The 16,336-nt window shown below is 73.6% G+C and carries 16 protein-coding genes; 5 read left to right on the top strand and 11 right to left on the bottom strand.

Translation table 11 applies throughout. The features are described 5' to 3' along the window. The first annotated feature begins 216 nt into the window (after positions 1-216). The gene (locus ABZT47_RS04940) at positions 217-1,653 is read left to right on the top strand and encodes an FG-GAP repeat protein (protein ID WP_354836266.1); all 1,437 of its coding nucleotides are present in this window, start codon (positions 217-219) and stop codon (positions 1,651-1,653) included. Positions 1,654-1,738: 85 nt separating this feature from the next. On the opposite strand, the gene ABZT47_RS04945 is transcribed toward ABZT47_RS04940, so the two are convergent. The 4 genes from ABZT47_RS04945 to ABZT47_RS04960 all read right to left on the bottom strand — a co-directional run bounded on the left by ABZT47_RS04945 (position 1,739) and on the right by ABZT47_RS04960 (position 5,344). Then, on the bottom strand, positions 1,739-3,304 hold the full coding sequence (locus ABZT47_RS04945; RefSeq protein ID WP_354836268.1) for an alkaline phosphatase D family protein: 1,566 nt from the start codon (positions 3,302-3,304) through the stop codon (positions 1,739-1,741). 193 nt (positions 3,305-3,497) lie between these two features. Beyond that, a complete protein-coding gene (locus tag ABZT47_RS04950; protein WP_354836270.1) occupies positions 3,498-3,770 on the bottom strand; it encodes a GlsB/YeaQ/YmgE family stress response membrane protein in 273 nt (90 codons plus the stop codon). Positions 3,771-3,876: 106 nt separating this feature from the next. After that, positions 3,877-4,473 (bottom strand): HAD family phosphatase, encoded by a 597-nt coding sequence (locus ABZT47_RS04955; RefSeq protein ID WP_354836272.1) that lies wholly within the window; start codon positions 4,471-4,473, stop codon positions 3,877-3,879. 19 nt (positions 4,474-4,492) lie between these two features. Then, on the bottom strand, positions 4,493-5,344 hold the full coding sequence (locus tag ABZT47_RS04960) for a hypothetical protein (protein WP_354836274.1): 852 nt from the start codon (positions 5,342-5,344) through the stop codon (positions 4,493-4,495). A gap of 220 nt (positions 5,345-5,564) precedes the next feature. Here ABZT47_RS04960 and arfB point away from each other — a divergent pair, with 220 nt between their 5' ends. Continuing rightward, positions 5,565-5,990, top strand: coding sequence for an alternative ribosome rescue aminoacyl-tRNA hydrolase ArfB (arfB, locus tag ABZT47_RS04965; protein ID WP_354836275.1), 426 nt, complete (start codon positions 5,565-5,567; stop codon positions 5,988-5,990). A gap of 34 nt (positions 5,991-6,024) precedes the next feature. Here the strand turns inward: arfB and ABZT47_RS04970 are convergent, their stop codons facing one another. The 3 genes from ABZT47_RS04970 to ABZT47_RS04980 form a co-directional block, all read right to left on the bottom strand. After that, on the bottom strand, positions 6,025-6,663 hold the full coding sequence (locus ABZT47_RS04970; RefSeq protein ID WP_354836277.1) for a hypothetical protein: 639 nt from the start codon (positions 6,661-6,663) through the stop codon (positions 6,025-6,027). 100 nt (positions 6,664-6,763) lie between these two features. After that, positions 6,764-7,546: an HAD-IIA family hydrolase gene (locus ABZT47_RS04975; RefSeq protein WP_354836279.1), complete on the bottom strand. Its 783-nt coding sequence runs from the start codon at positions 7,544-7,546 to the stop codon at positions 6,764-6,766. Between the two features lie 160 nt (positions 7,547-7,706). Further along, complete coding sequence (locus ABZT47_RS04980) at positions 7,707-8,609, bottom strand: TIGR03619 family F420-dependent LLM class oxidoreductase (protein ID WP_354836281.1); 903 nt, start codon at positions 8,607-8,609, stop codon at positions 7,707-7,709. A gap of 37 nt (positions 8,610-8,646) precedes the next feature. Between ABZT47_RS04980 and ABZT47_RS04985 the strand changes: the two genes are divergently transcribed. Both ABZT47_RS04985 and ABZT47_RS04990 read left to right on the top strand, forming a co-directional pair. Then, on the top strand, positions 8,647-9,927 hold the full coding sequence (locus ABZT47_RS04985) for a hypothetical protein (protein ID WP_354836283.1): 1,281 nt from the start codon (positions 8,647-8,649) through the stop codon (positions 9,925-9,927). A 36-nt stretch (positions 9,928-9,963) separates the two neighbouring features. Then, a complete protein-coding gene (locus ABZT47_RS04990; protein WP_354836285.1) occupies positions 9,964-10,221 on the top strand; it encodes a zf-TFIIB domain-containing protein in 258 nt (85 codons plus the stop codon). 222 nt (positions 10,222-10,443) lie between these two features. Here the strand turns inward: ABZT47_RS04990 and ABZT47_RS04995 are convergent, their stop codons facing one another. Then, the gene (locus tag ABZT47_RS04995; RefSeq protein WP_354836287.1) at positions 10,444-11,943 is read right to left on the bottom strand and encodes a phosphatase PAP2 family protein; all 1,500 of its coding nucleotides are present in this window, start codon (positions 11,941-11,943) and stop codon (positions 10,444-10,446) included. 146 nt (positions 11,944-12,089) lie between these two features. Next, positions 12,090-12,392: a hypothetical protein gene (locus ABZT47_RS05000; protein WP_354836289.1), complete on the bottom strand. Its 303-nt coding sequence runs from the start codon at positions 12,390-12,392 to the stop codon at positions 12,090-12,092. 218 nt (positions 12,393-12,610) lie between these two features. Here ABZT47_RS05000 and ABZT47_RS05005 point away from each other — a divergent pair, with 218 nt between their 5' ends. Next, positions 12,611-13,168: a DUF1203 domain-containing protein gene (locus ABZT47_RS05005; RefSeq protein WP_354836291.1), complete on the top strand. Its 558-nt coding sequence runs from the start codon at positions 12,611-12,613 to the stop codon at positions 13,166-13,168. Between the two features lie 68 nt (positions 13,169-13,236). Here the strand turns inward: ABZT47_RS05005 and meaB are convergent, their stop codons facing one another. Further along, positions 13,237-14,241, bottom strand: a complete 1,005-nt coding sequence (gene meaB / locus ABZT47_RS05010) for a methylmalonyl Co-A mutase-associated GTPase MeaB (RefSeq protein ID WP_354836293.1) — start codon at positions 14,239-14,241, stop codon at positions 13,237-13,239. Next, positions 14,231-16,333 (bottom strand): methylmalonyl-CoA mutase, encoded by a 2,103-nt coding sequence (gene scpA / locus ABZT47_RS05015; protein ID WP_354836578.1) that lies wholly within the window; start codon positions 16,331-16,333, stop codon positions 14,231-14,233. Before scpA ends, meaB begins: the two co-directional genes overlap by 11 nt. Positions 16,334-16,336 lie beyond the last annotated feature (3 nt).

Below are 16,336 nucleotides of genomic sequence, written 5' to 3' on the forward strand. Positions count from 1 at the left end.
CGGGCATGAAGGTAGACAGGCACGGAGCTGATCTCGGGTCCATGTCATGACATACCGATGACGTCTCGACGAACTTCGTGACGATCAAGTTGTAGAGGTTCCCCGCCGTCCTGACAATGGGCTTCCGGATCAGTGGACACGCCGTTCAGACGACCGACGCGGGGACTTCACGCTGCGGTAGGGCGGATGTCCTGGCAGGCGGGGACCATCCGGAGCATGAGTGCCTCGCGCGCGTTCCGCCTGCTCACCGCCGCGACCCTCGTGGTCGTCCCCGTCCTGCACCAGCCCGCCGCCGAGGCCGCCGCCTCCCGCGCCGCGTGCGCCGACGCCGCCGACCTGGTCGTGGCCACGCCGTACGACACCGTGGACGGGCGGCGCCGGGCGGGCACGGTGACGCTGTACCGCGGCGCCGACCGCACCGCCGTCCTCGCCCAGGGCAAGCACGGCATCCCGGGCGAGCCCGAGCGCGGCGACTCCTTCGGATCGGCGGTGGCCTCCGGCGACTTCAACGGCGACGGGTGCGCCGACCTGGCGATCGGCGCGTCGGAGGAGTTCGCCGGCACCCCCGTCCCTGACGGCGCAGACGGCAACGGCGTGGTCCAGTTGCTCTACGGCTCCGCGGGCGGCCTGAAGCCGGCCGGGACGCTGGACGTGACCCGCCTCGGCCGCGACCGCGACACCGACCGGTTCGGCGGCGCGCTGACCGCCGGCGACCTGGACGGCGACGGGGACGACGAGCTGGTCGTCGGCATCCCCGGTCTGTCGGAGGGCGGCGGAGTGGGGGTGTTCGGCCTCAAGGGACGCGACCCCAAGGGCAGGGGGACGCTCGTCACCCAGGCCACGCCGTGGGTCGCGCAGGACCACCTCGAGAGCGACCAGTTCGGCGCCGCCGTCGCGGCCGGCGACTTCGACGGCGACGGCAGGGCGGAGCTCGCGGTCGGCGCCCCTGCCGACACCGTCGGCACCACCACCTCCGGCGGCGGGTCGGTCACCATCGTCGACCTGCGCGCCCGCCAGGCCGGCATGTACACCCAGAACAGCCCGGGAGTGCCCGGCGAGGCCGAGAAGTGGGACGACTTCGGCGCGGCGCTCGCCGCCGGCGACTTCGACCGTGACGGCCGCGACGACCTGGCCATCGGCGTACCCGGCGAGGGCCTGGACGCCTTCCAGGACGGGCCGATGTACGGCAACGGCGGCGTGCACGTCCTGTACGGGACGCGGCGGGGCCTCAGCGCGGTCGGCGGCGAGTTCTGGTCGCGCAAGACCAAGGGCATCCGGGGCAAGAGCCTCAACACCGACCGGCTCGGCTCGGCCCTGGCCGCCGGCGACCTCAACGGGGACGGCGACGCCGAACTGGCCATCGGCCTGCCCGGCGGCGACCGCGTCCTGGTCCTGCCCGGCACCCGCGCCGGCGGCCTCACCGCCAAGCACGCGGTGGTCCTGACGGGCCGCGCGGGGCACCCGGGCGACCTGTACGGCTCCTCGGTGGCCGTCACCGGCGCCGGCCTCGCCGTCGGCTCTCCAGGAAGCGGGCGCGTCACCCTGGTCCCCTCCTCGGTCCGCAAGGGCTCCTACACCGGCCTGCGCACCGGCGCCGCCCGCACCCTCACCGGCCACCCGGCCGGCCTGTTCGGCTTCGCCGTCGCGCCCTGACGCATCCGGTCGCGAAGACGCGAAGACGCGAAGACGGCGGCGGCGGGCCGGGGCCCGCCGCCGCCGTGCCGGCGCCGCGCGGCGCTCAGGTGAGGGCGCGCTCGCCGGCGGGGATGGTGAAGGTGGCGGCGGTGCGGGCCGGGGCGCCCTTGCGGCTGATGTAGTCGAGGGTGCGGAAGTCGGCCCTGAGCTCCTGCGGCGTGGCCTGGCACATGATGTAGCCGCGGCGCTCGTTGACGAACCTCAGGTGCGGGTTCTCCTCCAGCAGCGCGGCGTCCCTGGCGGCGTCGTGGTAGCCGTCGCCGTCGCTGGAGATGGAGGTGGCGACCAGTTCGACGCCGACCCGCTCGGAGTCGGGGTCGTCGAAGTCGGCCAGCAGGTCGGAGGCCGAGGCCACGTGGGCGTCGCCGGTGAGCACGACCGGGTTGCCGGTCGCGGCGCCCGTCAGGGTGCGCAGCAGGCGGTCGCGCTCGGCGGGGTAGCCGTCCCAGGCGTCCACGTTGAGCTCGCGGCCGGGGCCGAGGTGGTAGTCGCGCTGGCCGACGATGACCTGCTGGGCGATGAGGTTCCAGGCGGCCGGGGCCGAGCGCAGCCCGCCGGCCAGCCACTTCATCTGCTCGTCCCCGAGCATGACCCGCTCCTGGCCGAGGCGCTCGTCGCAGCCGGAGCGCATGCCGTCGTCGCAGGGCTGGTCGTCGCGGAACTGGCGGCTGTCGAGCAGGTGGAAGGTCGCCAGGGAACCCCACGCCACCGTACGGTTGATCTTGATACGCGGCCCGCGCGCCACCGCGGACCTGCGCAGCGGCATGTTCTCGTAGTACGCCTGGAATCCGGCCGCCTTGCGGGTGGCGAAGTCCGGGACGAGCGTGCCGGGGTTGTCGCCGGCCCAGTTGTTCTCCACCTCGTGGTCGTCGAAGATCACCAACCACGGGCTGTTGAGGTGGGCCAGCCGCAGGTCCGGGTCGGTCTTGTACTGCGCGTGCCGAAGCCGGTAGTCGGCCAGGGTCTGCAGCTTGCCTCCGGCGTGCTCGCGCACGTTGCCCTGCGCGGCGGTGTAGATGCCGCCGGAGTACTCGTAGATGTAGTCGCCGAGGTGGACGACCAGGTCGGGATGCTGCTCGGCCATCCGCCGGTAGGCGGTGTAGTAGCCGTGCTCGTACTGGGCGCAGGAGACGGCCGCGAAGGTGAAGGACGTCTCCGCGGTGCCGGGGGCCGGCGCGGTGAGGGTGCGCCCGGCCTCCGACAGGTGACCGCCGGAGCGGAAGCGGTAGAAGTACTCGCGGCCCGGCTGCAGTCCCTGCAACTCGACGTGCACCGAATGGGCCGAGCCGGGGCGGGCGGTCGCCGTCCCCGTGCGCACCACCTGGCGGAAGCCCTCGTCGGCGGCGACCTGCCAGCCGACCTCGACGTCGCGGGACGGCATGCCGCCGTGCCCGTCGGGGGCGAGGGGCTCGGGCGCGAGGCGGGTCCACAGCACGAACCCGTCGGCCGCCGGGTCGCCGGAGGCGATGCCCAGGGTGAACGGGTCCCGTGCGGCGCGGCGGGCGGGCGCCGCGCTCGCGGCGACGGCGGACGCGGATGACAGCAGGCCACCGGCTCCCGCGGCGGTGGCGGCGATCAGGAACGCTCTGCGTGATGGCTTGTGGTCCACGCCCGCAAGTGCAGACGGCCAGGCTGACCTGCAGGCGAGTGCCGGATGTCGCCCGCGTGAACACCTTCGGGCCAGGCGGGCGGATTACCCACCGTGATTGAACACCCGCCGACGACCAGGCGACCGGTTCCGGCATTCCAGGCGAAGTCTCCGGGTTCGCCCCCGAATCGGGCGAGGGGGGAGGCCCGGCGGATCAGGTCACTTTGCGTTTGCTCCACAGGGCGCTGGCGATCAGGACGCCGATGACGGCGAGGATGATCTGCAGGATCAGTTCGATCCAGTCGATGCCTCGGGTGTTGGCGACTCCCAGGCCGCCGGCGATCGCGGTGCCGATGAGGGCCGCGATGATGCCGATGACGATGGTCAGCCAGATCGGGATGTTCTGCCGTCCGGGGATGAGAAGCCGCGCGAGCGCGCCTATCACCAGGCCGACGACGATGGCGCTGATTATGCCGCCTACATGCATCTTCACCCTCCGTTATTCGGTTGTCGCACTTATTCCCGTATACGGAACCTCCGATACGTCGGCGCAGGTCAGGGCATGGAACAGCGGCGTGTTACGGATATGCGGGTCAGGACGCGCCGAGGGCAACCTTGAGGTCGGCGCGCAGCGTCCCGGCGTCGTGGAAGTGGATGGCCGTCATGCCGGCGGACTCGGCCCCGTTGACGTTCACCAGCCGGTCGTCCACGAAGACCACGTCCTCGGGACGGACCCCGAGCGCCGCGGCCACCCTCAGGTAGATCTCGGCGTCCGGCTTCACCAGGCCCATGTGGCCGCTGTAGAAGCGGGCGTCCATGGAAGCGATCCAGGGCAGCCGCTCGACGCCCTCGGCCAGGCACGCGGGGGCGTTGGACAGCAGCGCCACCGGCCGCCCCGACGCGCGGAACTCCTCCAGCAGCGCGACGGCGTCCTGGTTGGCGTGGGTCCAGCTCTGGACGTCCAGCTCCACCAGCCGCTCGACCTCGGCGTCGCGCGCGCGGCGGTCCAGCACCTCCGACCAGTAGGCGCCCGGCGTCAGGGTGCCCCGGTCGAACTCCAGCCGGTGCTCCCAGTAGCCGCGCCAGAACAGGTCGGCGTCGACGCCCGCCGTCCGCACCATCCGCTCGCGGTCGGCCGCGGGCTGCGCGTGGCACAGCACTTCCCCGTAGTCGAAGAGCACCCACTTCATGATCGCGATCCTACCCAAATCAGGACGCGACGTAAGGGCGCACGTGCTCGTTGACCGCGCCGCAGGCCAGATAGTTGCGCACGGTGTGGAAGTCGGCCCAGTTTATGTTGACGGTCTCGTCGCTGGTGACCCCGTCGAAGAACTTCTTCAGCCGGCCAGGGATGGCGGCGATGTCGTCCTTGTCGGCGATGTTGACCCACCTGGTCACCCCGGCCGGGCGCCGGCCCCGCCCGGCCGACGGCAGCGGCTGCAGCCGTTCGAACACCACGTTGCGCATGGCCAGCGGGCTGCCGAGCGTGATGAACAGCTCCACCGACAGCTCGGGATGGGCGCACAGCGCCTCGTAGGCGACCACGCTGCCCAGCGAGTGGGCGATGAGCACCTTGGGCCGGTTGCGGCGGATCGCGTCGGCCACGGCGTCGCGCGAGCGCACCCGGGCCGCGGCGTCCGCCCCGGCGAGGTAGGCGGCGACCTCGGGGCAGAAGTCCTCGGCGAAGTCCTTGGCCTTGGGCCCGAGCCGCATCAGCAGCCACTCGGCGAAGCGGTGGATCACCCCGGTGAGCGTCTCCCCCGCCCGCGTGCCGACCCCGCCCATCTGCTCCATCCACCCGGCGAGCACGAGCTGGGAGGCCGGGTCCATCTTGCGCAGGTCGCGCTTGGTCGCGGGCGGCGCCTCCTCGCGCAGCAGATGGGCGTAGTAGGCCACCTCGCCGACGTAGGACTGGCCCGCGTACGGCACGCCGCCGTGCAGCCCCTGGTGCAGGTAACGGTTCCACTTGGCCCGCATCGTCTCGGCCGCCCCCTGCGCCGAACCGGCCTCCAGGAAGTAGCGGTACTTGCCGATGCCGTGAACCCCCACGATGCCCGCCACCGGACGGCCTCCCCTGTCACGACGCACGGCCCGGCCGCGTCGTCCCTGGAAAGGGGCCCGATCGCGCCGGCCCCCGCAATCCCCCGCAGTACAGGGACACTGTGCTCCAGCCCTGCGATCTTCGCAAGCGACTCCCGCGACGCCACAACACACTGACCAACCGGAAAGCAGGCCACAAACCAGTTGATCCTCGGCAGGGGCCGGCGGCTACGCTGGGAGTATGCCCGGTCCCCTTCACGTCCGCGGCTCGGTCGTCATCCCCGAGGCCGAGCTCTCCTGGCGTTTCTCGCGTTCCTCGGGGCCCGGCGGGCAGGGCGTCAACACCACCGACAGCCGGGTCGAGCTGAGCTTCGACCTCGGAGCCACCGAAGCCTTGGCGCCGCCGCTCAAGGCGCGCGCACTGGAACGGCTGGCCCCGCGCCTGGTGGACGGCGTCATCACCATCACGGCCTCGGAGTACCGCTCGCAGCTGCGCAATCGCGAGGCAGCGAGGGTGCGCCTGACCCACCTGCTGGAGCAGGCCGTCGCGCCCCCGCCCGCCAAGCGGCGGGCCACCAAGCCCTCGCGCGGCGCCGTCGAGCGGCGCATCACGGCCAAGAAGCACCGCTCCGACATCAAGCGCCTGCGCCGCACCGACGACCACTGATCCCCCGGACGCGCCGGGGGTGCCGGTGGCTCCGTCAGAGCCGGCGGTCCTCCATCTCCCAGATGTGGTCGATGACGTGCCAGGCCATCCGCCGGGCCGTGTACCGGGCGGGCCAGCCGCCGGCCTCGGGGGACCAGCCGCCGGACGGCTCGGCCAGCACCGCGGCGATGTCCTCGCGCAGCGCGTCGCGCGCGGCGAGGTCGGCCATCGGGAACGGCTTGTGCCGCACGCCGATCTTCCTCGCGTAGGCCCGCTCGGCCTCCACGACGTGCGCCACCATCTTGTCGCGGTCGCGCCCGCCACCGCGCGGCCCCTTGCGCAGTTCCTCCGGCGAGGCCGCGGCGACCTCGTCGAACACCGACCAGGCGGCCCGCAGCAGCGCCGCGTCGCGCTCGGCCGTCGCGGCGTCGACCGGCCGGGCGTCGATCGCGGGGATTGCCTCGGGCGCGCCGAAGTCGGTCGTGCTGCCGCCGGGCGCCCGCTCGACGACGGTGAAGGCGTCAGGCTCGAACGGCAGCCCGGCCCGATCGGCGATCACCCGGTAGCGCGGTATGTACTCGGCCAGCGCCTCCAGGGCGGCCTCCTCACCCTTGGCGACGCGGCACCACCCCGGCCAGTCGCAGGCACACGCGAAAACCCTTTTCGGGCCGATCTCAAGATAGACGTCGGTCATGCCGTCATCCTGCCCCCTGAGCCTGACAGGACATGGCAGTCATTCCGGCATTCCGGCGAACCCGGTGCGCCGCCATCGGGACGGCGCACCGGCAACGGAGTCAGTCGACCAGCTCGATCAGGTCGGCGACGGAGTTCACCACGCGCGAGGGGCGGAACGGGTAGCGGTCCACCTGGTCCTTGGCGGTCACGCCGGTGAGGACGAGGATGGTGTGCAGCCCGGCCTCCATGCCCGACACGATGTCGGTGTCCATCCGGTCGCCGATCATGGCGGTGCTCTCGCTGTGCCCGTCGATGGCGTTGATGGCGCTGCGCATCATCATCGGGTTCGGCTTGCCCACGAAGTACGGCTCGACGCCCGTCGCCTTGGTGATCATCGCGGCCACCGCCCCGCAGGCGGGCAGCGAGCCCTCGTTGGACGGGCCGACCGCGTCGGGGTTGGTGGCGATGAAGCGGGCGCCCGCGTCGATGAGCCGGATGGCCTTGGTGATCGCCGTGAAGCTGTAGGTGCGGGTCTCGCCGAGCACCACGTAGTCGGGCGCGGTGTCGGTGAGGATGTACCCGACCTCGTGCAGGGCCGTGGTCAGGCCCGCCTCGCCGATCACGTACGCCGTCCCGCCGGGCCGCTGGTCGGAGAGGAAGCGGGCCGTGGCCAGCGCGGAGGTCCAGATCGACTCGGCCGGCACCTCCAGCCCGGCCCCGCGCAGCCGCACCGACAGGTCGCGCGGGGTGTAGATGGAGTTGTTGGTCAGCACGAGGAACCGCTTGCCCGAGTCGCGCAGTTTGCGGATGAACTCGTCCGCCCCGGGCACGGGGCTCCCCTCATGGACGAGGACGCCGTCCATGTCCGACAGCCAGCATTCGATCGGCTTGCGCTCGTTCACCGTTCCCCCGCGTTCGGGCGTCTTCTGTGCGTACGCCCCCAGGATGACAGGTGCCGGCCCCTCCTTCACCTGACGGGCGCTGAACAGGTGGCGTCGCCCCCGGCCCGGGAGTCATGCGGACGCTTCGGGACCCCTACGAGGGCGTGTCGTGAGAGGTGATTCAGGCGCCGGGGGCCAGGGCCTCCAGGGCCTCCTCGGCGCGGCGCATCGAGGCGGCCGGGTCGGCCTCCGGGTCGCCGATCTCCGGGTCGAAGTTGAGGTCGTGGAAGAGCTCGGTGACCCCGGTGGCGGCCAGCGCGGCGACGTCCGCGCGGATCTCCTCCAGGGACCCGGTCAGGGGCGCGCGGTCGTCCTGCCCCGCCTGGCGGACCCTGGTGACGCCGCGGCAGACGAACCGCAGCGCCTCGGGGTCGCGCCCGGCGGCCCGGGCCGCGTCCTTTACAATGTAGATCTGGTCATCGATCGCGGCCAGGTCGGCTCGGCTGGAGCTGATCCACCCGTCGGCCAGCTCGCCCGCCCGCCGCAGCGCCACCTCGGCCGTGCCGCCGAGCAGCACCGGCACCGGCGAGGGCTTGGGATCCTGGTGGGACGGCGCCACCTCGTAGAACTCCCCCTTGTGGGAGACGATGTCGTCCTGCCAGAAGCGCCGCATCACCTGGAGATACTCCACGGCGCGCCGCCCCCGGCCCCGCATCGGCACCCCCGAGGCGACGAACTCCTCGGGGAGCCAGCCCAGGCCGAGCCCGGCCTCCAGCCGCCCGCCCGACACCTGCTGCAGCGTGGCGAGCTGCTTGGCCAGCAGGGCGGGCGAGAAGAACGGCATGTTGAGCACGGCGACCCCGAGGCGCGCGCGTTCGGTCACCCCGGCGAGGTAGGCCAGGGTGATCAGAGGGTCCTGGACGCTGCGGTACACCGGGCCCATGGGGTGGCCGACCGGGTAGAGCAGCCGCTGGAAGGTCCACAGCGAGTCGTAGCCGAGCTCCTCGGCGCGCCGGGCCACGCGGAGCATGTTGGCGGGCGTCGCCCACGAGCCCGAGACGGGCACTCCGAAACCGATCCTCATGGTCCCACCCTACGCAGCACGCCTCTACATTGGTCCGGTGACCGTGCGCGACGAGGATGGGCGAGCGACACCGGCGGGCGCGCAACGGGAGGACACGGCGCCCGGCGGCCGGGATGCCCCCGCGCGCGGCTTCGCCGGAGGGCGGGACACCACCGCGGACGCCCCGGACGCCGCCGCACCCGGTCTCGCTCAAGGACAGGAGACCACCCCGAACGGACCGCACATCGGAACACGCGGTTCGGCCGGAGAGCGGGAAACGGCGGTAGAGGGCCTGATCGAGGGGCTGGCGCGCCTGGCCCGGGCGCACGGCGGCGGGCCCGCGACGTCCGTGCTGAAGGACACCCGCGTGACGGTCGTCCGGGCCGGCGGCGTGGTGGCCAAGGCCCACCCGCCGGGCACCGACGAGCCGGCGCTGACAGCGCGCCTGCGGGCGGCGTCCGCGCTGCCCGGGGTGCTGCTGCCGCCACTGTCGACCCGTCCCGAGCGCCTGGACGGGCGCCTCGTCACGCTGTGGCCGACCGGCGAGCCGGTCGACCCGGCCGACCCCGAGGGCGCGCCGTGGGAGAGCGCCGCCGTGCTGCTCGCCCGGCTGCACGCCGCGCCGCCGGACGCGCCGGCCCTCCCCCCGGCCGGCGGCCCCGCCCGGCTCGCGCGCGCCGTCGCCCTGCTCGACGGCCTGGACGGCGCGCTCGCCGGCCCCGTGGCGACCGTCCTCGCGGCACACCGCAGCCTGCTCCCCCAGATCACGCCGAGCCCGGACAACCGGGGATCGGCCCCGGTGGGACTCGACCACGAGCGCGCACCGAACCCGGACGACCGGGGGCCGGCCCCGGTGGGACTCGACCACAGGGGCGCGCCGGACCTGGACGGCAGGGGGCCGGTCCCGGTACGACTCGACCACGAGGGCGCGCCGGACTTGGACGGCCGGAGATCGGCTTCTGGGATGCTCGCGCACGGCGACTTCCATCTCGGGCAGGTCATCCGGTACCAGGGCGAGTGGCTGCTGATCGACGTGGACGACCTGGGCACCGGCGACCCGGCGTGGGACCTGGCCCGTCCCGCGGCCTGGTACGCGAGCGGCCTGCTGTCCCCCGGCCTGTGGGAGCGGTTCCTGTCGGCCTACCTCGGCGCGGCCGGGCCGGCCCTGCCCGCCGGTGATCCGTGGCGGGAACTCGACGTGCCGGCCCGCGCGTTGACCGTCCAGTTGGCGGCCACAGCCGTGGCGGCGGCGGGCGCGGAGGGCCGTCCTCTGGACGAAGTGGAACAGGCCCTCGTCTCCTCCTGCGGGAGGATCGCGCACGCCGCGGCCCCGCAGTAGGGTCGCCCCGAGACCACCCTGAAGGAGACCGACTCCATGCGTTGCCCGAAGTGCAGCGGTACCATGCGGACCTACGACCGCAACGGCGTCCACATCGAGCAGTGTGAGAACTGCCGCGGCATCTTCCTCGACTACGGCGAGCTCGAGACCCTGTCGCGGGTCGAGGGCCAGTGGGCCCAGCAGCAGTACGCCGCCCCGCCGCCCCCGCACGGCGGTCCGGCCTGGGGCGCGCCGCACCACGGCCGCCACGGCCACCACCAGCGCAGCTGGGTCGGCATGCTGTTCTCCAGCTGAGCCGTAGCCTCGGCCGTCGCCGCGAGCCGCCGTCACGCCCGTGACGGCGGCTCGCGCGTACAGCGGACCGGACAACCGGACGGAACCTGCAGCCGGGCGGCCCTCGGCCATACGGGACCCGCGGTCAACGGGAGCCGCGATCAACCGGACCCGGCGGTCGAACGCAGGGGCGGTCCAACGGACGCGCGGTCCAACGCAGGGGCGGTCAGGCCGCCGGGGTCATCAGGTGGAGGGGCGGAAGACGAGCAGGGTGCGGGGCCGTTTGCTGAGCACCACGGGCCCGGGCGCGGTGAAGGTCTCCCCGTCGCGGGCCAGCCTGATCTCCCCGCGCGGGTCCCCCGGGGCGGCGACCCGCAGGGTGTCGGCCCGCCACTGGGTGTAGTGCCGCGACACGCCCGCCCCGCCGCCGATCGTGCTCAGCATGGCCCGCAGGCGCGGCAGGCGCCCGGCGGCGGTCAGCATGCGGATGTCCAGCACGCCGTCCTCCAGTCGGTTCCTGCGCGTCGGCGCCACCCCGCGCGACTCGTAGGCGCAGTTGCCGGCGAACAGCAGCCACACCCTGCGCCTGACGCCGTCCACGACCAGCTCCAGCGGCCGGCGCTCGTGCATGAGCACGTCGGCCATGGCCAGCACCAGCGCCGGCCACTTGCCGATCTTGTTCTCCCATTCCTCCCTGCGGTCGACGACGAACGGGTAGATGCCGATGCTGGCGGTGTTGAGGAACACCCGTCCGGCGATCTCGCCGACGTCCACCGCCACCACCTGGCCCGACCGGTAGGCCGCAGCGGCCTCCTCGATGGTCTCGATGCCGAGGGTGCGGGCGAAGTGGTCGAACGTGCCGGCCGGCACCGGGAGCAGCGGGACGCCGTGCTCCATCGCGGCCTGGGCGCCGCAGTTCATCGTGCCGTCCCCGCCGGCGACGGCCAGCACCCGGGCCCGCTTGGCGGCGTCCTTCAGCCGTTCCATCAGGTCCTCGCCGGGCTCGGTCTCGACGACCTCCGCCCGGGGCAGGGCCTTGCGCACGGCGGCGGCGGTGCACGGGTCGCGCCCGGCCCCGTTGTTCACCACGGCGACGACCCCCTCTCCCTCGGGGTCGAGGTCGTGCAGCGGCGCGGTGGTGGCGCCGCGGGCCTCGCCGATGACCGTCTGGCCGGGCCACAGGCGCTTGGTGACCAGCGCCGCGGTCACGCCGAGCGCCGTCCCGGCGAGCACGTCCCCCGGGTAGTGGACGCCGGTGTAGACGCGGGAGAAGCAGACGGCGCCCGCCGCGACCGCGACCGGCACCGCCACCCTGGCCGGCGCCTCCAGCGCCACGGCGGTGGCGAAGGCCGCCGCGGAGGCGGAGTGGCCGGAGGGGAAGGAGTGCGAGGAGGGGATCTTGCCGAGGCGGGCCAGCGGGAAGTCCACGATGGAGGGCCGGGCCCGGGCGAACGCCTGCTTGCCGAGCAGGTTGACGACGGGGCTGGCCAGGCTGATCGCCAGCAGCCCTCGCGTCGCGGCGCGGCGCATGCGCCTGCGGCCGGTCAGCGCCAGGCCGCCCGCGACGGCGGCCCACAGCAGGGAGTTGTCCGCGGCGCGCGACAGGCGCGGCAGAACGTGGTCGAAGCCGGGCAGGTGTGCGTCGGCGACCGATCTGAACAGGCGCCGGTCGAGGGCGCCGAGCCGCTTCCTGATGCCCGTACCGCTGGAGCTGGCGTTCCACATGCCTTCGTTAGTGCCCACACATGCCCAGCTCAGTCCCCCGTCCACCGGTCGCCCACCGCACGGCGGCGCCGAACCCGCCGTCCCCCCGCCCCGCCGCCCGGCGCAGGAAAAGACCGCCCATGGCCGGGAGGGGATCGTGTTCGGCGGAGCCGGGGGCCGGGGCGTCAGCGGCCGGAGAGGGTGCGCGGCTCGGGGCCGGGGGCGCTGAGAGTGCGCGTGCCGAGTGCGGCGCGCAGGACCTCCTCGACGTCGAGCTCCAGCACGCGGGTGCGCTCGCCGACGGCGGCCTCCCGGGGGTGGACGCCCGCCTCGCCGAACGCCGCGCGGAAGAAGCGCTCCTCGCCGAGCAGGCGGCACAGAGTGACCACCCGGGCGTACAGCGGCGGCGGCTCCTGCCGACCGGCCGGCGGGCGGCCTTCCCCGGGCGACCGTGGGCCGGCCGGCCGCGGTTGCGGATCACTGCTCAAGCGCGCACCTCCCGTTGACTCGGTGTGCCGCCATGGTGACACCTCGGGCGCGGGCGGCACGCCGGATGGCTCCCCCGGGAAGAGAAATCTTCTATCGAGAGTCACCGTCGTACCGCCGCGAGTAACGACGGCGGTGACGCGGCGGGCACCGGACGGGGCGGGGATGCCGGGGCCGATATCCGCCAGCGCCCCGCGGAGGGCTCCGGCACCGTGGACCCATGACCTCGAACGACGACATCGGCTCGGTGACCACCTCTCCCGCCGTCACGGCTACCGTTCCAGGCCAGGACGGCGGGGCGCGGTTCGGCGTCCGCGTCCTGGCGGCCGCGGCGCTCGCGCGGGCGCGTGCGGGACGGGACGCCTCGGGCAACCCTCCCGAGCGCGTCACCGCCGGGGGCGGGGAGCCGTTGCGCTGCTGCCTGCGCGACGCGGCCGCAGGCGAGGAACTGCTGCTGTTCGGTTACGAGCCGCCGATCCCGGCGAGCCCGTACCGCGAGATCGGCGCGGTGTTCGCCCACGCGCGTCCCTGCGCGGGCCCCGCCGCGCTCGACCGCTACCCGGCCGGCTGGTACGGCCGGCCGCAGGTGCTGCGCGCCTACGACGCGCGGGGCTGGATCCATCCGGCCACCCGGGTCCACGACGGGAGCGACCCGGAGGCGGTGATCGCGCGCATGCTCGCCGAGCCGGAGGTCGTGGAGATCCACAGCCGCAACGTCGCCTACGGCTGCTACATGTTCACCCTCACCCGGCCGGACGCCGCCGGCGACGACGCCTGACCGCCCGCGTCCAGCGCCCCGGCCGCCTTCACCGGCGGTGGCCGGCGGCGTCCGGCGGTGCGGGGCGGTCAGCCGGAGTGGTCGAAGGCCGACAGGATGCGGTCGGCGGCCAGTGAGGGGGTGAGGGTGCCCTCCAGGACCTCGCGTTCGACCTCGGCGGTGACGGCGGCCACGGCGGGGTCCTCGGTGAGGCGGGAGAGCAGGCGGTCGCGCACGAGCGTCCAGGTCCAGCCGACCTGCTGGCGGCGGCGCTTGGCGGCGAGCTCCCCGGAGGCCTCCAGCCGGTCCTGGTGGGCGACGATGTGCCGCCAGAGCTCACCCAGACCCGTGCCTTCCAGGGCGCTGCAGGTGAGCACCGGGGTCTGCCAGGTGCCGCCGCCGCCGCGCAGCAGCCGCAGCGCGCCGGACAGCTCGCGGGCGGCCTTGCGGGCGTCCATCTCGTGCGGGCCGTCGGCCTTGTTGACGGCGATGACGTCGGCCAGCTCCAGAACCCCCTTCTTGATGCCCTGGAGCTGGTCGCCGGTGCGGGCGAGGGTGAGCAGCAGGAAGGTGTCCACCATCTCGGCGACGGCCGTCTCGGACTGGCCGACGCCGACGGTCTCGACCAGGACCACGTCGAACCCGGCGGCCTCGACGACGACCATGGCCTCCCGGGTGGCCCTGGTGACCCCGCCGAGGGTGCCGGAGGTCGGCGAGGGCCGGATGTAGGCGTTCGGGTCGGCCGACAGCCGCGCCATGCGGGTCTTGTCGCCCAGGATGCTGCCGCCGGTGCGGGTGGAGGAGGGGTCCACGGCGAGCACGGCGACGCGGTGCCCCTCGCCGGTGAGGTGGACGCCGAGCGCGTCGATGAAGGTGGACTTGCCCACGCCGGGCACGCCGGTCACCCCGACGCGCCTGGCCTTGCCGGCCGGCGGCGTCAGCTCGACGAGCAGCCGCTGGGCCAGCGCCCGGTGGTCGGCCCGGGTGGACTCCACCAGCGTGATGGCGCGGGCGATCCACCCGACGGCGCCCGCGCGGACGCCCTGGACGTAGTCCTCCAGGGACGGCACCGCCCGGCCGCCCTCAGATGGCATGCCCGAGCCGGCCGGACAGCTCGCGCAGCAGGTCCACGGCGGCGTCGGCGATGACCGTGCCCGGCGGGAAGATCGCGCTCGCCCCGGCCTCGCGCAACGCCGGGAAGTCGTCCGGGGGGATCACGCCGCCCACGACGATCATGATGTCGTCGCGGCCCAGGTCGGCCAGGCGCTCGCGCAGCTCGGGCACCAGCGCCAGGTGGCCGGCCGCCAGCGAGGAGACGCCGACGACGTGCACGTCCGCCTCGACGGCCTGGCGGGCCACCTCGGCCGGGGTCTGGAACAGCGGGCCCACGTCGACGTCGAAGCCCAGGTCGGCGAAGGCGGTGGCGATGACCTTCTGGCCGCGGTCGTGCCCGTCCTGGCCGATCTTGGCGACGAGGATGCGCGGCCGGCGGCCCTCCTCGCGCTCGAACGCGGCGCAGGCCGCGCGGGCCTTCTCGATGCCGGCGGCGTCGCCCGCCTCCTCGCGGTACACCCCTGAGATGGTACGGACCTGCCCGGCGTGCCGCCCGAAGACCTTCTCCAGGGCGTCGGAGATCTCCCCCACCGTGGCCTTGGCGCGCGCGGCCTCGACGGCCAGGGCGAGCAGGTTGCCGTCGGCCGCGGCGCCCCGGGTGAGGGCGTCCAGGGCGTCGCGGCAGGCCCGCTCGTCGCGCTCCTCGCGCAGGCGGCGCAGCTTGTCGACCTGCTGGGCGCGCACGGCGCTGTTGTCGACCTTCAGCACCTCGATGTCCTCGTCGGTGCCGGTGCGGTACTTGTTGACGCCGATCACCGGCTGGCGCCCCGCGTCGATGCGCGCCTGGGTGCGGGCGGCGGCCTCCTCGATGCGCAGCTTGGGCAGGCCGGCGTCGATGGCCTTGGCCATGCCGCCGGCCCGCTCGACCTCCTGGATGTGGCCCCATGCGGCGCGGGCCAGATCGTGGGTGAGCCGCTCGACGTACGCGCTGCCGCCCCACGGGTCGATCACCCGGCAGGTGCCCGACTCCTGCTGCAGGAGCAGCTGGGTGTTGCGGGCGATGCGCGCGGAGAAGTCGGTGGGCAGCGCCAGCGCCTCGTCCAGGGCGTTGGTGTGCAGCGACTGGGTGTGGCCCTGGGTGGCGGCCATGGCCTCCACGCAGGTGCGCACGACGTTGTTGAAGACGTCCTGGGCGGTCAGCGACCAGCCGGAGGTCTGCGAGTGGGTGCGCAGCGACAGCGACTTGGGGTCGCGCGCGCCGAAGTCCTTGACCAGGGTGGCCCACAGCAGCCGGGCGGCGCGCAGCTTGGCGACCTCCATGAAGAAGTTCATGCCGATGCACCAGAAGAACGACAGGCGCGGCGCGAAGGCGTCGATGTCCAGCCCGGCGCCGACGCCGGCCCGGAGGTACTCCACCCCGTCTGCCAGGGTGTAGGCCAGCTCCAGGTCGCAGGTGGCCCCGGCCTCCTGGATGTGATAGCCGGAGATCGAGATGGAGTTGAACTTCGGCATCCGCCGGGAGGTGTAGGCGAAGATGTCGGAGATGATCCGCATCGACGGACCCGGCGGGTAGATGTAGGTGTTGCGGACCATGAACTCTTTGAGGATGTCGTTCTGGATGGTCCCGGCGAGCTGCTCGGGGGCCACGCCCTGCTCCTCGGCCGCGACGATGTACAGCGCCAGCACCGGCAGCACCGCGCCGTTCATGGTCATGGACACGCTCATGCGGTCGAGCGGGATGCCGTCGAACAGCTGCCGCATGTCGTAGATCGAGTCGATGGCCACGCCGGCCATGCCGACGTCGCCGGCCACCCGCGGGTGGTCGGAGTCGTAGCCGCGGTGGGTGGCCAGGTCGAAGGCGACCGACAGGCCCTTCTGCCCGGCGGCCAGGTTGCGCCGGTAGAAGGCGTTGGACTGCTCGGCCGTGGAGAACCCGGCGTACTGCCTGATCGTCCACGGCTGGTTGACGTACATGGTCGGGTAGGGGCCGCGCAGGTACGGCGCCATGCCGGGGTAGGTGGACAGGAAGTCCAGGCCGACGAGATCGTCGGCGGTGTAGAGCGGCTTGACGCCGATGCCCTCGGGGGTGTCCCACACCAGGTCCGCGGGGTCTTTGCCGATCTGGTCGCGCACGGC

Source organism: Sphaerisporangium sp. NPDC005289, assembly GCF_040607455.1.
In the GTDB taxonomy this organism is placed as follows: domain Bacteria; phylum Actinomycetota; class Actinomycetes; order Streptosporangiales; family Streptosporangiaceae; genus Sphaerisporangium; species Sphaerisporangium rhizosphaerae.